Origin of the sequence: Microbacterium sp. ZW T5_56 (assembly GCF_044987425.1) — a bacterium.
Classification (GTDB): domain Bacteria; phylum Actinomycetota; class Actinomycetes; order Actinomycetales; family Microbacteriaceae; genus Microbacterium.
On record NZ_JBJDRI010000059.1, the window covers coordinates 1 to 17,152 of the forward strand.

The window sequence follows — 17,152 nt, forward strand, 5'->3', positions numbered from 1 at the left end:
GCGTAGCGTGGGGGTATGGGGCGAGTCGGGGGCCGGAATGTGCCGATGATGATCATCGGCATCGTGCTGAGCGTTGCTGTGGTGATCGTGCTGTTCGTCATCGCGCTGCCGATGTGGCCCGCCGCCGGGCTCTGGATCGGCTCGATGTTCCAGGCCATCGGCGATTTCATGCGCGGACAGGGCTGAACGATCCGCATACGCCCGCGGCGCGCTTACGGCAAGCCTCAGAGCCAATGACCGAGGCCCCCACTACCCTGAAATGCACAGCAGGCACGGATGCGCTGCAGGAGTGCACCGTCCAGCACGTCGAGGAGAAGTCTGATGAGCGAAACGCCGAACTCGCCCTCCGGGGACGCCGCGGGCGAGCCCGTGGAGGACACCAACACCGGTGCTGAGCTGAACACCGACGCCGGGGCGGCGGAGCAGGACGCGTCGTCCGCGACCGACGACGACGCCGCGTTCGCCGCCAGCGTCGCCGATGAGCTGGCCGCAGCCAACGCCGGCGTCGTGCCCGCTGCAGCGCCCATGCCGCCGGCGGCACCCTCATCCGTTGTCGCAGCCGAGAACGTCGACGCCGCGCGCGCCGCCGCCACGTCGGAGGCCACCTCTTCTGCCGCCACCTCTTCTGCCGCCACCTCTTCTGACGCCGGGGACACTCCTTCGTCGGAGTCGTCTGACAGCGGAGTCTCGCCCGAGGCCGACGTCACACCGGCCGTGACCCCCGCGTCGTTCGCGAACGAGGATGCGCCGGACACCGTCGCCGACCCGGACACTCCGACCGACGGCACCGCGTGGAACGCCGCTGCGGCAGCAGCCGCGGCCACGGAGAGCGCACGCGCGGCCGAGGAAGCCGCCGACGCAGCCGTAGCCGGCACCAGCGCTGCCGTTGCCGAAACCAGCGCTGACGCAGCGACCCCCGCGCCGTCGGACGCATCCGACGTCGATCGCGCACGAGCCGTCGCGGCCGCGATGAATGACGATGATGACACCCCCTGGTACGACCGCCCGGAGATCGTCGAGGCCGCCGCGTCACTGCCCACCGCCGTCACGGATGCGCCCACCACGGTGGTTGACGCACCGACCACGGCGCTGACCCCGCCCGCCGCGGCCGCCGCTGCCACGACCCCGGTAGCGGAACCCGCCGCAACGGGAGTCACCGCCGGACCCGCGCAGATCTTCGTGCAGGCGCCGGAAGAGCCCGCCAAGCGCGGAAACCGCGGATTCTCCGGCGTGGTCGGACTCCTCGCCACGATCATCTTCGCCGTCATCTACATGGCAGCCACCCTCCTTCCACGCGGCGGGGACGTGCTCACCAGCTTCGAAGCGCTGGGGAAGGCCGCTCTGACCGAGGTCGCGTCGCCCGGTTTCTGGATCCCCGTCGCCACCTTCTTCCTTGCCTTCTGGCTGCTCGGCGCCATCCTCAACACCGCTAAGTGGGGGTACTGGGTGGTCTTCGGGTTCCTCGTCGGGCTGCTGTCCCTCGCTGGGCACATCCTGGGCCAGATCATCGCGGCCAATCCCTGGACGATCACGCCCACGCAGGCTCTCGAATTGGCACGCACCTCGGTGTTCTCGATTCCTGGCCTGGTTGCCCTCGCCATCGGTCGTGAGCTGCCGGTCTGGTTCGGCGGCTGGATCGCGCGCCGCGGACGCAAGGTGATCGCCGCGAACGCGGAGGCGCAGGAGGAGTTTCAGCGCATCCTCGACGCGGGCCCGCAGCTCGCGAACTGATGACTGACACGAACCGCGCCCGGCCCCTGATCTACACGGGGCTGGGCGCGGTCGTTTTCGTGGCGCTCGTGATCGCGGGCTTCGGGGCGCTCAGCTTCGCCACCAACACCGAGGTGATCGCCGCAGGCGGCCTCGGCCCGCTGCCCGCCGTGATCGGAATCACGGCTGCGACGATCGCCTTCGCCGCCACCCTGCTCTCCCGCTCTCTGAGTCGGCCGGGTCTGGGCGCGGCCGCCCTCGCCGCGCTGCTTGCCGCCGCCGTGCATCTCCTCGCGGTGACCGTGGCGGCGCTGTTCACTCTGCCCGGCGCTGCTGCCGCCGTCGCCTCCCACGTGGTGCTCGGCGGATACAGCGTGCTCGTGTTTCTCGCCGGGATCGTCGCCGGAGCTCTCACCGTGGTCGGCTTCCGGTCGGGCAGTGGAACCCCGCAGTGGCCCTGGGAGAAGCACGACGACGACGAGTAACGGTGCGTGCCCCGGCTTCGGGTGGCGGGAGGCACAGAAGCGGCGGAGCCGCCGTGCTGCGGCGGGCCAGCAGGTGGCCACAGTGTGCCGCGAACGCAGGAACATGCGGTCAACCCAGGAGCGATCCGAGGTATAGGTCATGGATTCGCCGCATGATCATGCTCTGGCAGCACCCGCGAACCCGCGCACGTCACGGGCGTGAATCCGTCCGGATCGGCCGTTCCTGCCCTACGGTGGGATCGTGGAGCGGGAGCTCGAGGCGCAGGTGAGCCATGCGGTGGACGCGTGGCTCCGCTGGGTGCCCCGCTGGCACCCGCAGAGTCATCGTGGACGCACCGCGGTGTGCAAGCGCTGCTTCGGCTCACCGATCCTGCTCGCCGCTGGCCTGGGGACCGACGTGCCGCACGGAGTGCAGCACGGCATCTCGACGCGCATGAAGACCGTGATCGATGCTGCCGTGGGCGAGTACACCGCACGGAACCTGCCGATGCTCCAGGCAGAGCTTGACCAGCAGGCCGCACGAAACCGCGCCCGACGCTACCGGCCCGGCGATGACCTCGAACCGGAGTTCGAGGGCATGCCCCTGGATCCCGATCCGGAGCCCGGCGCACCGTTCCTCTTCACCGTGGCGGGGCTCGCGGCGGAGGTGGACGCCGATGTTCCCGCGCTTCCTCCGCTGACCGACGAGGAGAAGGTCGCCCTCCGACAGGAGGTCGCCCTCGCCGACGAGTACGCCACGATGGTGGGCCGCGAGGTCTGCCGGATTCTCATGGGGCACCGGCTGCGGATCTCCCAGGCGGTCCAGGAGTACGTCGAACCCCAGATCGCCGACATCATCGCGGAACTCGCGAAGTCACTCGACGCCCCCTTCGACCCTCGCGACGGCACGCTCCCCGACGCCTGATCCGCACACCGGCTTGCCAGGCAACCGACGCGTGGAGGATCGTTCAGCAACCGCGAGTGGTGTCTGCGCGAGACGCAGCGGGGGACGATGGGGGATGTCCCTGTTACCATGACGGCATCCGGATTTCACGCCCGTCGAGGTGTGCCGCCGCGGCCGACACGCGGAGGTGCATACGACGATCACGCGTGGCCGGCACGAGGTAAAAGGGGGTGGCGGTGGCCAAGCGCGTGCTTTCTGCGCCCCCGGTGCTGGCGGGGCTGACGTTCGTCCGCCCGCTGGGGTCGGGCGGATTCGCCGATGTGTTCCTCTACGAACAGGCCATGCCGCGCCGTTCGGTGGCGGTCAAGGTGCTCCCGAGCGACGTCGCCGATGCGGAACTGCTGCGCATGTTCAACGCCGAGGCGGACGTGCTGGCTCGGCTCTCTGCCCATCCGTCGATCGTGACCGTGTATCAGGCCGGGATCTCCGCGGACGGACGCGCGTACATCGTGATGGAGTACTGTCCCGGGTCCATGTCGCCCCGTTACCGCAGCGAGCGGATTCCGGTGGCCGAGGCGCTGTCGGTCGGGGTGAAGATGGCCGGAGCGCTGGAGACCGCGCACCGGGCCGGGCTCGTCCACCGCGACATCAAGCCCGGCAACATTCTCAACACCGCCTTCGGCGCCCCCGTGCTCGCCGACTTCGGCATCTCGTCGTCGCTCGCCCGGGCCACCCCGGACGGGATGATGGCGATGTCCGTGCCGTGGACAGCGCCCGAGGTGATCGCCGAGCACACGTCCGGCGATGTCGCCAGCGAGGTCTGGGGTCTCGGCGCCACCGTCTACTCGCTGCTGGCCGGTCACTCTCCCTTCGAGCGCGCCGAGCAGGGCCAGAACTCGCGTGACCAGCTGCGTCGGCGCATCCTGCGCGCGTCGTACAGCCCGATCACCCGCTCCGACGTTCCGGATTCGATCCAGGGGGTGCTCGCGACCGCGATGGCACGTGCGCCACGGGAGCGCTACCCCAGCGCACTGGCTTTCGCCGAGGCCCTCCGCGCCGTGGAAGTGGAGCTCGGCCTTCCGATGACCCCGCTGGAGGTGGCCGAGGACGTCTGGGCTGCACCCGGCGTCGACTTCGAAGACTCCTCCGCCCGCGGTCACATCCGCGCTCACGTCCCCACCCCGTCCAGCCGCAAGGCTCGGCCCAACGCGGAGCTGTCCGGCTATGCACGTTCGGACGATGAGGGCATCGGTGCCTCGCGCCGTGGCGGGGTGCGCTGGGGCTGGATCATCGCGGGCGCGGTCGTTCTCCTCGCCGCCGGTATCGGTGGTGGCATCTTCCTGGCGGGAATGCTCTGATGTCCTCCAACGCCCCAATCAATCCTTCGCGTCGCGGCCCGATCCTCGCGGTCGGGAGCGGCGTGCTCGCCGTCGCAGCCGTGGTGGGTGCCACGATCGTGTGGCCCGGGTTGGACGCCCATGAGGCTCCGCCGGTCAACGCCGCGATCTGGGCGCTGCAGACCGCCGACGGGCATCGGTACGCGCGCGTCAACACGGCGATCGGCGAGCTGGACACCGTGCGAGAGGTTGCCAACCCGTCCGCGATCGCGCAGACGGACGAGCGCGCCTACCTTTACTCCGGAAGCTACGGCAAGCTCACCCCGATCGACGCCGCGATGCCCACTGACCTTGACGATGAGACGTTGGCGGCGTCCTCGGCGACGCCATCCGGCACCACCGAGGCCACGGTGGCCGGCGAGTACGTGGTGTATCGCACCGAGACCGGCGGCGTGTACGCCGGTCTGCTCACCGACGCGCAGCCGTCGCGAATCAACCCGAACCCGGAGCCCACCGCCGAGCCGGGCGAGCCCAGCGCCTCTCCTACGGAAGCCGCGCCGGAAGCCCCCGAGTACACGGCCGATGCCGTGGCGCTGAGCCCGGATGGCGTGGTCTACGCGTATACGGCAGCCACCGAGTCCGTGCTGCGCTACAGCGTGCGCGACGGGCGCGTGCTGGGGACGGATGCGGCCACCGGCATCGGCGACGAACCCTCGATCACGGGCGTCGGCGATGACTGGATCGTGCTGGACGCGAGCGGCACCATCATCGAACGCGGCGTCGATGGCGAGCGCAGCATCGAGCCCGTGGGATCCGCCGTGCTCGCTCGGGCACAGGAGACGGGAAGCGACACCTACATCGCCGATTCGTCGGGCCTGTATCGCGTGCCGCTGGACGGCACCGCCGTGGAGCGCGTCGTCGGTTCGCCTGACGAGGAGATCGGCACCCCGGCGCGACCCACGACCCTCGGCGACACCATGGTCGCGGCGTGGCTGGCGAGCGATTCCGGCGTGTTGTGGCGCGACGGCACGGGACAGCAGCCGCTCGACTTCGGCGGTCAGGTGCTGGAAGACACGCGCCGACCGGTGTTCGCGGGAACCGCGGACGCCCTCATCCTGAACGAGACCCGCTCCGGCTGGGTATGGACCGTGCCCGACGCGAAGCTGCTGCCCTCCAGCCAGAACTGGGTGGTCGAGGACGCTGACGATCAGAACGCGGAGGAGAGCGAGATCCAGTCCGAGGTGGTGCTGGATCCGAAGCCGCCCGTCGCGGAGCCGGATGCATTCGGTGCGCGCCCCGGAGCCATCTCCTCCCTGCCGGTGCTGTTGAACGATCACGATCCCAACCAGGACGTGCTCAGCGTGGATCCGGGGTCGGTCACCGGCCTCGATCCCGCTTTCGGCACCGTCACCGTGACCGACGACGGCGGACGCCTGGCGGTGACGCTCACCGCGGACGCGCAGGGATCGGCCACATTCAGCTATCGCGTGACGGACGGCACGTCGGCGGACGGACTCTTCTCCGAATCCACCACCGTCACCCTCACGGCCGTGACCGGGGACGAGAACACTGCACCCGAATGGTGCGGCGTCGAGGGGTGTCTCGCGACCTGGCCCGAACCGGAGGTCAGTCCCGGCGGGACGGTCAGCGTGCCGGTGCTCAACGCCTGGGTGGACGGCGAGGGCGACCCGCTGGTGCTGCTGTCGGCGCGGGCTCCCGCGGGCATCGCGACGGCTGCCGTGACCCCGGGAGGTGAGGTGGTGTTCCAGCACGCCGATCCCTCCGACTCCAGCACGCAGGTGGTGCCCGTGGAGGTGACGGTCGCAGACACCCGCGGCAGCACCGCGCAGCGCACGCTCAAGGTGAAGGTCACTCCCACGCCGGTGCTGTCGGCGCAGTCGTTCACCGTGGTCGACAGCCTGGGCATGGACGAGCCGATCGATGTCTCGGGTCACGTGCTGGGGACCGCCGGAGAGCTGTCGGTCACCAGCGTGCAGGTGCTCGATGACGCCGACGCGCAGGCTTCGCTGGGCGCATCCGGCACGTCGTTCGACTTCTCGGCTTCGCAGCCCGGGACCTATCGCGTGAAGTACAGCGTCAGCGACGGTCGTTCGGAGGCCAGCGCGACCGTGCGAGTCACTCTGCTTGGAACTGATGCGGCCCCGCAGCTCGCCACCGCGCCGGTCGTGGCGTTCCTGCGTCCCCAGGAGGATGCGACGGTCGATGTGCTGACCGCCGTCTCGAACCCCACGCGCCGCGTTCTGCTCATGAGCGGACTCACCGTGCTCCCCGACGAGGGTGCCAGCCTGCAGGTGGACGCCGTCGCGCAGAACTTCATCCGGGTCACCGGTTCCACGCGCAGCGGGGATCCCGGTCGCCTCGGTGTGGTGAACTACACCGTGAGCGACGGCTCGTCCGATGCCGGCGCGACGATCGCCGGCCAGGCGACCGTCTACCTGCTTCCGCCCGCGCTCGATCTGGCACCCATCGCCGTCGATGATCGGGTGGTCGTTCGCACCGGATCCCAGATCGATATCCCGGTGCTGGACAACGACGTGGCGCCCTCGGGTGCCGCGCTGTTCCTGGACCCGTCGTCGGTGACGGCGTCCGGACCCAACGTGCTCGCGTTCGCCGCCGGCGACACGCTGCGCTACCTCGCGCCCACAACCCCCGGCACCTACAGCATCGAATACGCCATCGCCCCGGCCGGTGCGCCGTCGCTGAAGGACTCCGCCACCGTCACCGTCACCGTGCTGGGGGACGAGGCCAACCACGCCCCTGCACCCAAGCTCCTGGCCGGCCGCGTGCTGTCGGGTCAGTCGGTGCGCATCGAGTTCGATCCCTACGGCGTCGATCCGGACGGTGACGAAGTGCGGCTCGACCGGATCCTCACTCAACCCGCGCGCGGCTCGGCGGCGATCTCCTCCGACGGTGCGGCGATCGTCTACGTCTCCACGCCGGGCTCTCCGGGCGGTCAGGACTCCTTCACCTACCAGGTGGTGGACGCGTTTGGGGAGGAGCGCACCGGAACCGCCCGCGTGGGCGTGCTCGACCAGCAGTCCAATCCCAGCCCCATCACGTTCACCGACTACGTTCAGGTGCAGCAGGGTGCCGAGTCGATCATCCGCGTGCGTCCGATCGACAACGACATCGACCCCACGAACGGCACGCTGGCGCTGATTGACATCACCCCGAACCTGTCCGAGCGGCTGCAGGGCGACGCACCCAACCCCGAGTACGACCGCTGGTCCTCGCTCATCCGCACGATGGATGACTCGGTGGTGACGATCGCGGCGGGCACCGAGACCGGCACCATGTCGTTCCTCTATGACGTCACGTCATCTTCGGGGAACACCGGACGAGGGCTGATCGTGGTGAAGGTCGTGCGGGAGACGGTTCCGGACTATCCCGTCGTGGCCGACACGCTGCTCACGGTGCAGAACCGCGACAGCTTCGCCTCGGGTGTCGACGTCCTCTCGGGCAAAGTCACCTGGAGCGGCGGCGACACCTCCACGCTCAGCCTCAAGACCTGGGATGGCCGGGGAGCCGGGGACGTGTCGGTGAACGGCCAGTCCGTCTCAGGCCAGCTCACCGACAAGGCGCGCGTCGTGCCATTCGCGGTCACCGGCGACCTCGCCGACGGCACGCCGATCACCACCTATGCCTTCGTGCGGGTGCCGGCGGCGGACGACGTCACCGTGTCGCTGCGTCCCGGCATCGCTGCTCAGGAGGTGCGGGAGAAGGAGTCCATCACCTTCGATATGGCCTCCCTCGTGGTGATGAGCCGCACCAGCGAACTCGAAGTCAGCCCGAACACGGCGGCCACGGGGGTGCGCGCGCAGGCGACCTGCACACCGTCGGGCGGCACCAACATCACCTACACCGCCGGTGAAGGGCCGCCGTGGAACGACATGTGCGTCGTCCCGGTGCGTGCCGCCGGCCAGGAGGACTGGGCTTTCCTCTCGGTCCCGATCCACGTGCAGGCTCTCGCTCCGGTCCCGATCCTGCGTTCTGCGTCGGTCACAGTGACCCCGGGAGCGAGCGACTCGTTCGACCTCGCGAGCATCACGTCGTGGGAGGGACGCGAGGACAACGCGAACATCCGGTACGCCATCGACGCGCCGGCAGGCGACTTCACGGTCTCGCAGGAGGGCAGCGTGGTCAGTTTCCGTGCAGCCGACACGGCGCTGCCGGGGCGGGAGACCGCCGTGCTGGTCTCGGTGACGAGCCATCCCGATGTCGCGCCCACGCGACTGATCCTCCGTGTCGGGCAGGCGCCATCCACGCTGCCGCGCGCCGGGAACGTGCAGCAGCAGTGCAGTCAGGCCGCCGGATCCTCTTGCACCATCCGGGTGACCGGGGCAGCGGGTGAGGTGAACCCGCTGCCGAGCACGCCGCTCGTGCTGGTGTCGGTGTCGGCCTCCAGCGCGTGCGCCGGTGTGTCCTTCGAGGTGGCGGATGAGAACAGCGTCACCGCATCGTGGGGTCAGGACGCCCCGGGAGGCACGTGCACGGCGGTGTTCCAGCTGCGCGACGCGCAGGAGCGCACGACCAACGGAGACCGACAGGGCACCATCACCCTCGACCTGCTCGGCTACCCGCGCGCTCCCGCGTCGATCACGCAGTCGGCGTTCGGCGACACGTCCGTGACGCTGCGCGTGGACCCGGGTGCCGCTCGATCGTCGTACCCCGCGGTCAGCGGCTACGCCGTCACCACCGGCGGCACCGCGGTGGTCACCTGCAACGCCGAGGGCGTGTGTCCTGCATTCGCCGCGCCGAACGACACGCAGCTCACCTACGATGTCGTCGCGGTCAACTCCGTGGGCAACTCGCGCGCCGGTGCCTCGACCGTTGCCTGGGCCTATCGCCCGCCGGCGGCTCCGGCGTCGATGACGGGCGTGCCCGTGGTCGATCTGGTCAACGACGGCAAGAAGGTGCAGCTCACGATCACCGGCATCGACGCCGAGGGCACCGACCAGCTGCGGATCAGCGCGCCGACCGCGAAGGAGACCTTCGTGGATGTGAAGGATCGGACCACGATCACCACGGAGTTCGCGGTGGGATCCAACGCGCTCACGCTCGTCACGGTGGAGCCCATCACGAAGGCAGCAGTTCCGAAGGGCGAGGGTGAGGGCGCGACGACCGGTCAGTCGATCAGCACCAACACCAACGGCATCGGCAAGCCGGCTTCGGTGTCGCTGACGGCTGTGTCGGAGGAGGTCGACTTCCGCACGGCTCGGGTGACGGTGACCGCGACCGCCACCCCGGGCGGCACGGGCGGCGAGTTGCTCTACGGCATCGTCGTGAAGGGCGAGCCCTGCACCGCGACGGCCACCGAACCCACCCGTGTGTTCGACAAGGTCCCCGCGAACAAGAAGTACACCTACCAGGTGTGCGTCAACAGCGTCCTCGACGGCACGGTGTTCGGCACCAGCACGGCGGAAGCTTCGCTGGACATCCGCGGTGGCACGCAGGCGCCGAAGGGCTACACGTTCCAGGTGAAGGGCGCACCTGACACCTCCGCCGCTGGTCGAGCGAACTGGATCATCGAGGATCGCCCCGTCGGAACCGTGGAACCGGGGTACACCGAGGAATTCGATGGACTGGGCTCGGGCACATTCGGAGCGGATCCCGGCATCCGGGTGCGCTGGCGCAGTATCGCATTCCCCGATAGCACGACGGAGTGGGGACCCGTCACTCCCGCGAAGGGCTCAGCGCCGTACCAGGTGTGGGCGTCGTGGGACGTGGTGTGCAAAGCCGGCGGCGATGCCACGGTGAACTTCGACTGGGAGGGCGGCGGCAAGAAGCCGAAGGTGTCCTTCGACCGTTCACAGGCCCAGTACTGGGACAGGAAGGGCAACGAGGTCACGGTGGACGACCCGCCGCCGAAGCCGACACCCGGCCCGAGCGGATCGCCGACGTCGACCCCGACGACGGAGCCCGAGACCGGAACCGTCCCACTCAAGGCGACACGGGTGACGGGCATCATCGTCCACGTGGACTGGGATGGCGCGGGTTGGGGACTGGCGCCGGTGGACAAGACCGACGTCTCGGGCAACTGCGGCCGCTGAACGAACGACATCACAACAGCACGATCAAGGAACGACATGACCATTTCGCAAGAGCAGGCCACTTGGTTCGCACAGACGTTCGGCCAGCTGGCCGACAACGTCGAGCGGGCGGTGCTCGGCAAGCGGCCGGTGGTGGAGCTGGTGCTCACCGCCATGCTCAGCGACGGACACGTGCTGCTGGAGGACGTACCCGGAACCGGCAAGACCTCGCTGGCGCGTGCGCTGGCGCAGTCGGTGCAGGGCACGCACACCCGCATCCAGTTCACACCCGACCTGCTGCCGGGTGACATCACCGGCATCACCGTGTACGACCAGAAGCGCGGTGAGTTCGAGTTCCACGCCGGTCCGGTGTTCGCCAACATCGTGCTGGCCGATGAGATCAACCGCGCCAGCCCGAAGACGCAGTCCGCGCTCCTCGAGGTGATGGAGGAGGGCTCGGTCACCGTCGATGGCGTCTCTCGCACGGTGGGCACGCCGTTCCTCGTCGTGGCGACGCAGAACCCCGTGGAGCAGGCGGGCACCTACCGCCTCCCGGAGGCGCAATTGGACCGCTTCCTGATGAAGACCTCCCTGGGTTACCCCGACCACGCGGCCACGCTCCGGATCCTGGACGGCGCTGCGGTGGAGACCGCGAAACTCAACCCCGTCGTCACCCCGCAGACGATGGTCTCGATGGCCGATCTTGCGCGGGAGGTCTATGTCGATGCGCTGGTGCTCGACTACATCGCCCGTGTCGTGGATGCCACCCGCGGCGCCGATCAGGTGCGCCTCGGTGCTTCCATCCGTGGCGCGCTGGCGTTGACGCGAGCGGTGCGCACGCGCGCCGCGAGCCAGGGCCGCACCTACGTAGTTCCCGACGATGTGAAGACGCTGGCCGGCGCTGTGCTGGCACATCGCCTCATCCTGCATCCCGAGGCGGAGTTCGACGGAGTGACGGCGGAGGCCGTCATCGGTCAGGTGATGCTGGAGGTGGCGCCGCCCGTGCAGCGCGCATCCGCATGACCGACGAGTTCACCGGCGGATCGCACTCCCAGTCGCGGTCCCGATCGCACACCCACACCCGCACGCGGACCCACGTCCGCGCGGGGCGACGGAGCGCCTTACTGCGCGCGTCGCTGGCCGTGCTGGCGGTTGCGCGGCAGGTGGGCGTGGTGCTGCGACGGGTACGCGACGAGGTGTCCCGCACCGTCACCCCCGCGGGATGGATCGCGGTGGTCGTCGCCCTCGGCGGGTTCTCGCTCGGCTGGCTGCTGGGGTGGGCAGAGGCGATCGTGGCCGGCATCGTCTCGATCGTGCTGCTGCTGCTCGCGGTTCCGTTCCTGTTCGGTGCGCGCCGCTACGACGTGCGGGTGCACCCGACAGCCGATCGGGTAGTCGCTGGCGGCAGCGTCAGCACCGGGGTCACGGTGCGCAACACCGGCGCGCGCGCAGCGCTGCCGTCGCGTCTGGACCTGCCGGTCGGTGACGGCATCGTCGAGGTGGAGGTTCCGCTGCTGCGCCCCGACGCGGAGGTCACCGAAGACGTCGAGATCCCCACACCGCGCCGCGGTGTGATCCGCGTGGGTCCTGCCACCACCGTCCGTGCCGATCCGCTGCGGCTGTTGCATCGCGAACACGAGTGGGCAGACGTCCACGAGCTGTACGTGCACCCGCGCACGGTGCCGGTGCCGGCCACGAGTGCCGGGATCATCCGCGACCTGGAGGGCAACCCGACGTCGCGCCTGGTGGACTCCGACATCTCCTTCCACGCGATCCGCGAGTACGCTCCCGGCGACGCCCAGCGGCAGATCCACTGGAAGTCCACCGCCAAGACCGGCCAGCTCATGGTGCGCCAGTTCGAGGAGTCGCGTCGTGCGCGGACGGCCATCGCCCTCAGCGTGGCTGCCGCGGATTATTTGGACGAGGACGAGTACGAGCTCGCCGTCAGCGCTGCCGCCTCCCTCGGCGTGCAGTCGCTGCGCGAAGGACGTGACCTGGAGATCGTCGCCGGCGCCGAGATCCCGCGCGTCGTGCGGGGTCGGCTGCGGGCGTTCCGTCAGCTCGGTGCCGTGAGCCCGCGAGGACTGCTGGATGAGTTCTGCCTCGTGGACTCGCTGGAGAACACGATGGCGCTCGAAGAGGTGTGCGCGCTGCAGGCCGAGGAGAGCGCCGGCCTGTCCATCGTCTTCCTGGTGTGCGGATCGCGCCTCCCGCTGGAGCGCGTGCGACGAGCAGCGCTCGCCTATGGAACCGAGACCACCGTGGTCGCCGTGGTCTGCAACGAGACGGCACATCCTCGTGTGCGGCCGATCGGGGACCTCTACGTGATGACGATCGGCGTGCTCGAGGATCTCGGCGCCCTGCTCGGACGAGGAGCGGTGCGATGAGTGACGCGCTGAGCTCGAAGGGACGCCGTGCCACCTCGCGAACCGTCATCGCCGGCAGCGTATTCGTCGGCGTGCTGGCCGCACTCGGCATCGTGGCGGCGTGGCCGATCTACTCTTCACCGTCCCTGCTCTGGACCGCAGGAGCGGCGATCCTGACCGGTGCGGCGATCGCCGTGCTCTGGGTGTGGCGGCGCCTTCCGGCCTGGCTCGTTGCCCTGCTCCTGGTGGCGGCCTGGCTCATCCTGGGGATCGCGTTGGGCGTCCCGGAGCGCTGGGCGACCGGGCGCATCTGGCCCGACGGTGTCGTTGACGTCTTGCTCGCGCCTGTGACGGCGTGGAAGGACCTCATCACCACGCCGCTTCCGGTGGGCTCGTATCGCAACCTGCTCGTTCCGGCGATCATCGTCTTCCTCGTGAGCGTCACCACGGCCCTGCGCCTCAGCTGGCTGCCCGCCGCGCGCTCCGGGTTCGCGGTTCCGGTCGCGGCCCTCATGCCCGTCTTCGGGCTCCTGTTCGGCCGTACCAGCACGTCGGCACCGCTTCAGCTCGGCGCCTTCTCGCTTCCGGCACCCGTCGAGACGGCGGTGGGGGCGGCCTCGCTGCTGGTGAGCGTGCTGTGGCTCTCGTGGCGAGGACGAGACGATCGACGCGAGGCGATTCGTCGCGCCGAGCGCGCCACGGGCGTCCACGGTGTCCGACGCGGCTCGCGCGGCAGCCTCTCGCGGACGGCGCTCGCCGGCGCGATGGTCATGGTCGCTCTCGCAGCGGGCGTGGCCGCCACCGGTCCGGTCGGAGAAAGTCGCGTGCGCGAGGTGCTGCGCACCTCCATCGGGCCGGATCTCACCGGTGAGGACGCGATCAGTCCGCTGATCACCTACCGGTCCTCCTTCGCCGACGATCGCTTCCCGCAGGTGCTGTTTCGCCTGACCAGTGACGACGCGCTGCCGGAGCGCATTCGCCTCGCCACCCTGAGCGCGTACGACGGTCAGACCTATCAGCTGGGCGACGGGGCCGAGGGCTCGTTCCAGCGCGTTCCGTCGGTGCTGGACACTCCGGCGGGGGAGTCCGCCAGCGTCACGTTCACCGTGGAGGCTCTGCGCGGTGTGTGGCTGCCCACTTTCGGCTCGATGCGGCAGATCGCCTTCAGCGGTTCCGGCGCTCCGACGCTCGCCGACGGCTTCTACTACGACCCGCGCACGAGCAGCGCCGTGGAGGCGGCCGGCGTCGCGACCGGTGATTCGTACACGGTCACCGCTGTCACGCCCACCTCTCCTGACCTGCAGACGCTGCCCGCCCCCGGCGCGGCACCGCAGCTGCAGCTTCCGGCCGAGATGCAGCGTTGGCTCGACGTTCAGGCACCCTCGCGCGATGGCGCCGGGCTCTTGTCGGCGATCGGTGCGCTGCGCGAACGCGGCTACCTCAGCCATGCCCTGACCATCGCCGACGGCAGCACCCCGGGGTGGATGAGCGAACTCGGCGACTACGGATTCCGCCCGTCGGCGGCCGGACACTCGCTGGCGCGCATCGACAAACTGTTCGCTCAGCTGAACGAGCGCGCCGCGCAAGCCGCGTTGGAGGCGCCGGGTGCATCGCTGGTGGCTGCCGTGGGCGATGACGAGCAGTTCGCGGTGGCCGGTGCGCTCATCGCCGAGCAGCTCGGATTCCCCGCACGCGTGGTCGTCGGCTTCCGGACGGACGACCCCACGCTGCCCTCCTGCCAGGATGGTGCCTGCCGGGCGGGTGACCTGGCCGCCTGGATCGAGGTGGCGGCAGCACCCGGAACGTGGGTGAGTGTGGACACCAGCCCACAGCACACGGCATCCGTGGAGACGCAGAATCGTCGAGAGCGCGACCCCGAGGTGATGACGGACGTGCGTCCGCGTAACGCGGACGAGGTGTCGCCGCCGGATCCGCAGAACCAGGAGGCCGTGAGCGCGGAGGACCCGACACCGCCGCCCGCGCCGGAGACGGTCGACTGGACCCTTGTGCGGACGGTGGCGATCAGCCTGCTGGCGGTGATCGCCGTGCTGTCGCCGTTCCTGATCGTGGTGATCGCGAAGGCGGTTCGCCGCCGCGGTCGTCGCCTGGCGGAGCCCGCGAGTGCTGTCGCCGGTGGCTGGGAGGAGTACGTGGACACCGCGGTGGACACCGGTCGTCCCGTGCCGGCCGCTCGCACCCGCCACGAGGTGGCCGCGCTCTACGCGACCCCGCAGGCGGGGGAGCTCGCGACGCTCGCCGATCGTGCCGTATTCTCCGACGAACAGCTCTCCGTGCAGGAGTCGGAGCAGTTCTGGCAGATCGTGGCTGATGAACGGCGAGAACTTCGATCTTCCGTCGGGTGGTGGCGCCGGCTGCGCGCCGCCGTATCGTTGAAGTCACTGTTGCGGCAGACGTCCGCACGCGCCGTCCGCACCGATGCATCGGGCGCGGCGCGAGCTTCGGAGAGGAGAAAGCGCCGCCCGCGCGGCGCTGGAATGTCATGAGTGCAGACATCATCGCGCTGACCGCGAGCCTCATCCTGGCGATCCCGCTGTACCTGTGGATGTCGCTCGCGGCCGTCGCCGTCTTCCGCAAGGCGGGGGTGGAGACCTGGCCCGCCTGGGTTCCCGTGTACAACGTGTGGGTGCTGTGCTCGCTCGCCGGCATCGCACCGTGGCTGGCCCTGCTGTGCCTGGTTCCGCCGTTCATCCCGATCGTCTTCCTGGTGGTCGGCATTCAGCTGAGCCCGCGTTTCGGTCTGTCGCCGGCGTGGGGCGTGTTGGCGGCCGTCTGCCCGCCGGCGTATCTCACCGTGCTCGGGTGGGGGAATGCTCACTGGGATGGCCCGCAGCCCGAGCGGCAGCCGGCTGCGACGGGGGTCGCCTCTCCCCGCCCCGACCTGGACTGGCTCTCCAACCCGCAGCACACGCAGTGGAACGGCGTATCGGACGCGACCGAGATCGTGACGCCCCTCGCTCCGCAGCTCGGCGAGTCGGTGTCGGATACTGTCCGAGCGGATCTCCCCGCGGCCTCGTGGGCGCCGACTGCGGCGCCCGGACTGTCGGCACCTGTCGCTGCGTCGCCTTCTGCGGCGGCACCGTCGTACCCGCCCGCGCCACCGCTGAGCGTGAGCCTGCCGGATCCGATCGAGACCGAGCAGACAGCTGACTGGCGCAACCTGTTCGCCTCGTCCGCTGACGCCCCCGGTTCCTCCGGTTCTGCCCCCGAGGCGGCATCTCAGGTCCCGGCGTCGCTTACTGAGGCGCCGTACGTTCCCGAGCCGGCGGCGCCGGCCGCAGACCCGTACGGCACGTCGTCGTCGGCGCCATCACTCGCCCCGACGTTCTTCGAGTATCGCGACGCTTCGGATGCCGCAGTGTCGCCGTCTTGGTCTGATGCGCCCGCGCCTGAGTCTGCTGCGCCGGTGTCTGCGACGCCGGTGTCGGCCGCTCCGGTGTTCGAGTCTTCCGCGCCGATCACTTCCGCTCCGGTGTTCGAATCTGCCGCGCCGGCGTTGGTCCCCGTCACGCCGGGACTCCCGCCCGTCGGTCCTGAGCCTTCCGCCCCGGTCGCCGTGCCGGGCGTGCCTGCGCCTGGTGCCGAACCTCCCGCCACGCCCTCGATCGCCGCGGCGTTCGGCAACGCGGCGTTCGGCAACGCGTCGTCGGCGCCCGAGTTCTCGACGCCGGCGCCTTCGGCCGGGGAGTCGGCGCTCGATGCCCGAGGTTCGGTATCCGGCGCACCAGAGCCTGTACCCGGTGTCCCGGCTTCGGTTCCTCCCGCGTACGGCACCTCGGAGTCGCACTCGGTCCGTCCCGCGTACGACACCCCGGAGTCGGAGTCGGAGTCGGAGTCGGAGTCGGACCGTCCCGCGTACGACACCCCGGAGTCAGAGTCGGAGTCGGAGTCGTCGTCGGTGTCGGTGTCGGCGGCGTCGTCGGCGTCCAGCGATCCGGCGTCGGAGCCTGGCTCGACGCCTTACGGCAGCGAGGTCTCCGCCAGCGAGCCGTGGGGTACCCCACCGGCCGAGCCCTTCTCTCACGGCGGACAGGAGCAGCCACAACCGCCGGCGCCGTGGGAAGCCGCGTCGCCCGCCGCAGAGCCGCCGGTCGTTGCCCCGCTGCCCGCCGCAGCCCCGTGGGCTCCGCCCGGAGCGGCCGACGCCGTGACTCCTGTCAACGTGAGCCCGAACGCGGACGCGGATCCAGCCGTCTCGCCGTTCTCGCTGCCCGTCCCGTCAACGCCGACGGTCTCACCAGCGGACGCGGTCTCACCAGCGGACGCGGTCGCACCAGCACAAGCGGCCCCACCAGCTGAAGCC

General features: G+C 70.0%; 10 protein-coding genes. All 10 read left to right on the forward strand.

Translation table 11 applies throughout. The annotated features are described in order from the left end of the window. The first annotated feature begins 15 nt into the window (after positions 1-15). On the forward strand, positions 16-186 hold the full coding sequence (locus ACI3KU_RS18530) for a hypothetical protein (RefSeq protein ID WP_404923812.1): 171 nt from the start codon (positions 16-18) through the stop codon (positions 184-186). Positions 187-321: 135 nt separating this feature from the next. Next, positions 322-1,731, forward strand: coding sequence for a hypothetical protein (locus ACI3KU_RS18535; protein ID WP_404923813.1), 1,410 nt, complete (start codon positions 322-324; stop codon positions 1,729-1,731). Then, positions 1,731-2,195 carry a hypothetical protein gene (locus tag ACI3KU_RS18540; protein WP_404923814.1) on the forward strand — a complete coding sequence of 155 codons (465 nt, stop codon included), beginning with the start codon at positions 1,731-1,733 and terminating at the stop codon, positions 2,193-2,195. The genes ACI3KU_RS18535 and ACI3KU_RS18540 overlap by 1 nt, the downstream gene beginning before the upstream one ends. Before the next feature lie 241 nt (positions 2,196-2,436). Next, positions 2,437-3,099 carry a spermidine/putrescine ABC transporter substrate-binding protein gene (locus tag ACI3KU_RS18545; protein WP_404923815.1) on the forward strand — a complete coding sequence of 221 codons (663 nt, stop codon included), beginning with the start codon at positions 2,437-2,439 and terminating at the stop codon, positions 3,097-3,099. Between the two features lie 215 nt (positions 3,100-3,314). Continuing rightward, positions 3,315-4,436 carry a serine/threonine-protein kinase gene (locus ACI3KU_RS18550; protein WP_404923816.1) on the forward strand — a complete coding sequence of 374 codons (1,122 nt, stop codon included), beginning with the start codon at positions 3,315-3,317 and terminating at the stop codon, positions 4,434-4,436. Next, positions 4,436-10,486, forward strand: a complete 6,051-nt coding sequence (locus ACI3KU_RS18555) for an Ig-like domain-containing protein (RefSeq protein ID WP_404923817.1) — start codon at positions 4,436-4,438, stop codon at positions 10,484-10,486. Before ACI3KU_RS18550 ends, ACI3KU_RS18555 begins: the two co-directional genes overlap by 1 nt. Before the next feature lie 36 nt (positions 10,487-10,522). Beyond that, complete coding sequence (locus tag ACI3KU_RS18560) at positions 10,523-11,488, forward strand: AAA family ATPase (protein ID WP_404923818.1); 966 nt, start codon at positions 10,523-10,525, stop codon at positions 11,486-11,488. Continuing rightward, positions 11,485-12,852 (forward strand): DUF58 domain-containing protein, encoded by a 1,368-nt coding sequence (locus ACI3KU_RS18565; protein ID WP_404923819.1) that lies wholly within the window; start codon positions 11,485-11,487, stop codon positions 12,850-12,852. Before ACI3KU_RS18560 ends, ACI3KU_RS18565 begins: the two co-directional genes overlap by 4 nt. Then, positions 12,849-15,335: a transglutaminase domain-containing protein gene (locus tag ACI3KU_RS18570; RefSeq protein ID WP_404923820.1), complete on the forward strand. Its 2,487-nt coding sequence runs from the start codon at positions 12,849-12,851 to the stop codon at positions 15,333-15,335. Before ACI3KU_RS18565 ends, ACI3KU_RS18570 begins: the two co-directional genes overlap by 4 nt. Further along, positions 15,332-17,152 (forward strand): DUF5684 domain-containing protein (locus tag ACI3KU_RS18575; RefSeq protein WP_404923821.1); only part of this gene is annotated, 1,821 nt, incomplete at its 3' end. The genes ACI3KU_RS18570 and ACI3KU_RS18575, both read left to right, overlap by 4 nt.

Coding starts and splice junctions, on each gene's coding strand:
- ACI3KU_RS18570 (WP_404923820.1), top strand. CDS start 12,849: ATGAGTGACGCGCTGAGCTCGAAGGGACGCCGTGCCACCTCGCGAACC.
- ACI3KU_RS18565 (WP_404923819.1), top strand. CDS start 11,485: ATGACCGACGAGTTCACCGGCGGATCGCACTCCCAGTCGCGGTCCCGA.
- ACI3KU_RS18530 (WP_404923812.1), top strand. CDS start 16: ATGGGGCGAGTCGGGGGCCGGAATGTGCCGATGATGATCATCGGCATC.
- ACI3KU_RS18540 (WP_404923814.1), top strand. CDS start 1,731: ATGACTGACACGAACCGCGCCCGGCCCCTGATCTACACGGGGCTGGGC.
- ACI3KU_RS18560 (WP_404923818.1), top strand. CDS start 10,523: ATGACCATTTCGCAAGAGCAGGCCACTTGGTTCGCACAGACGTTCGGC.
- ACI3KU_RS18535 (WP_404923813.1), top strand. CDS start 322: ATGAGCGAAACGCCGAACTCGCCCTCCGGGGACGCCGCGGGCGAGCCC.
- ACI3KU_RS18555 (WP_404923817.1), top strand. CDS start 4,436: ATGTCCTCCAACGCCCCAATCAATCCTTCGCGTCGCGGCCCGATCCTC.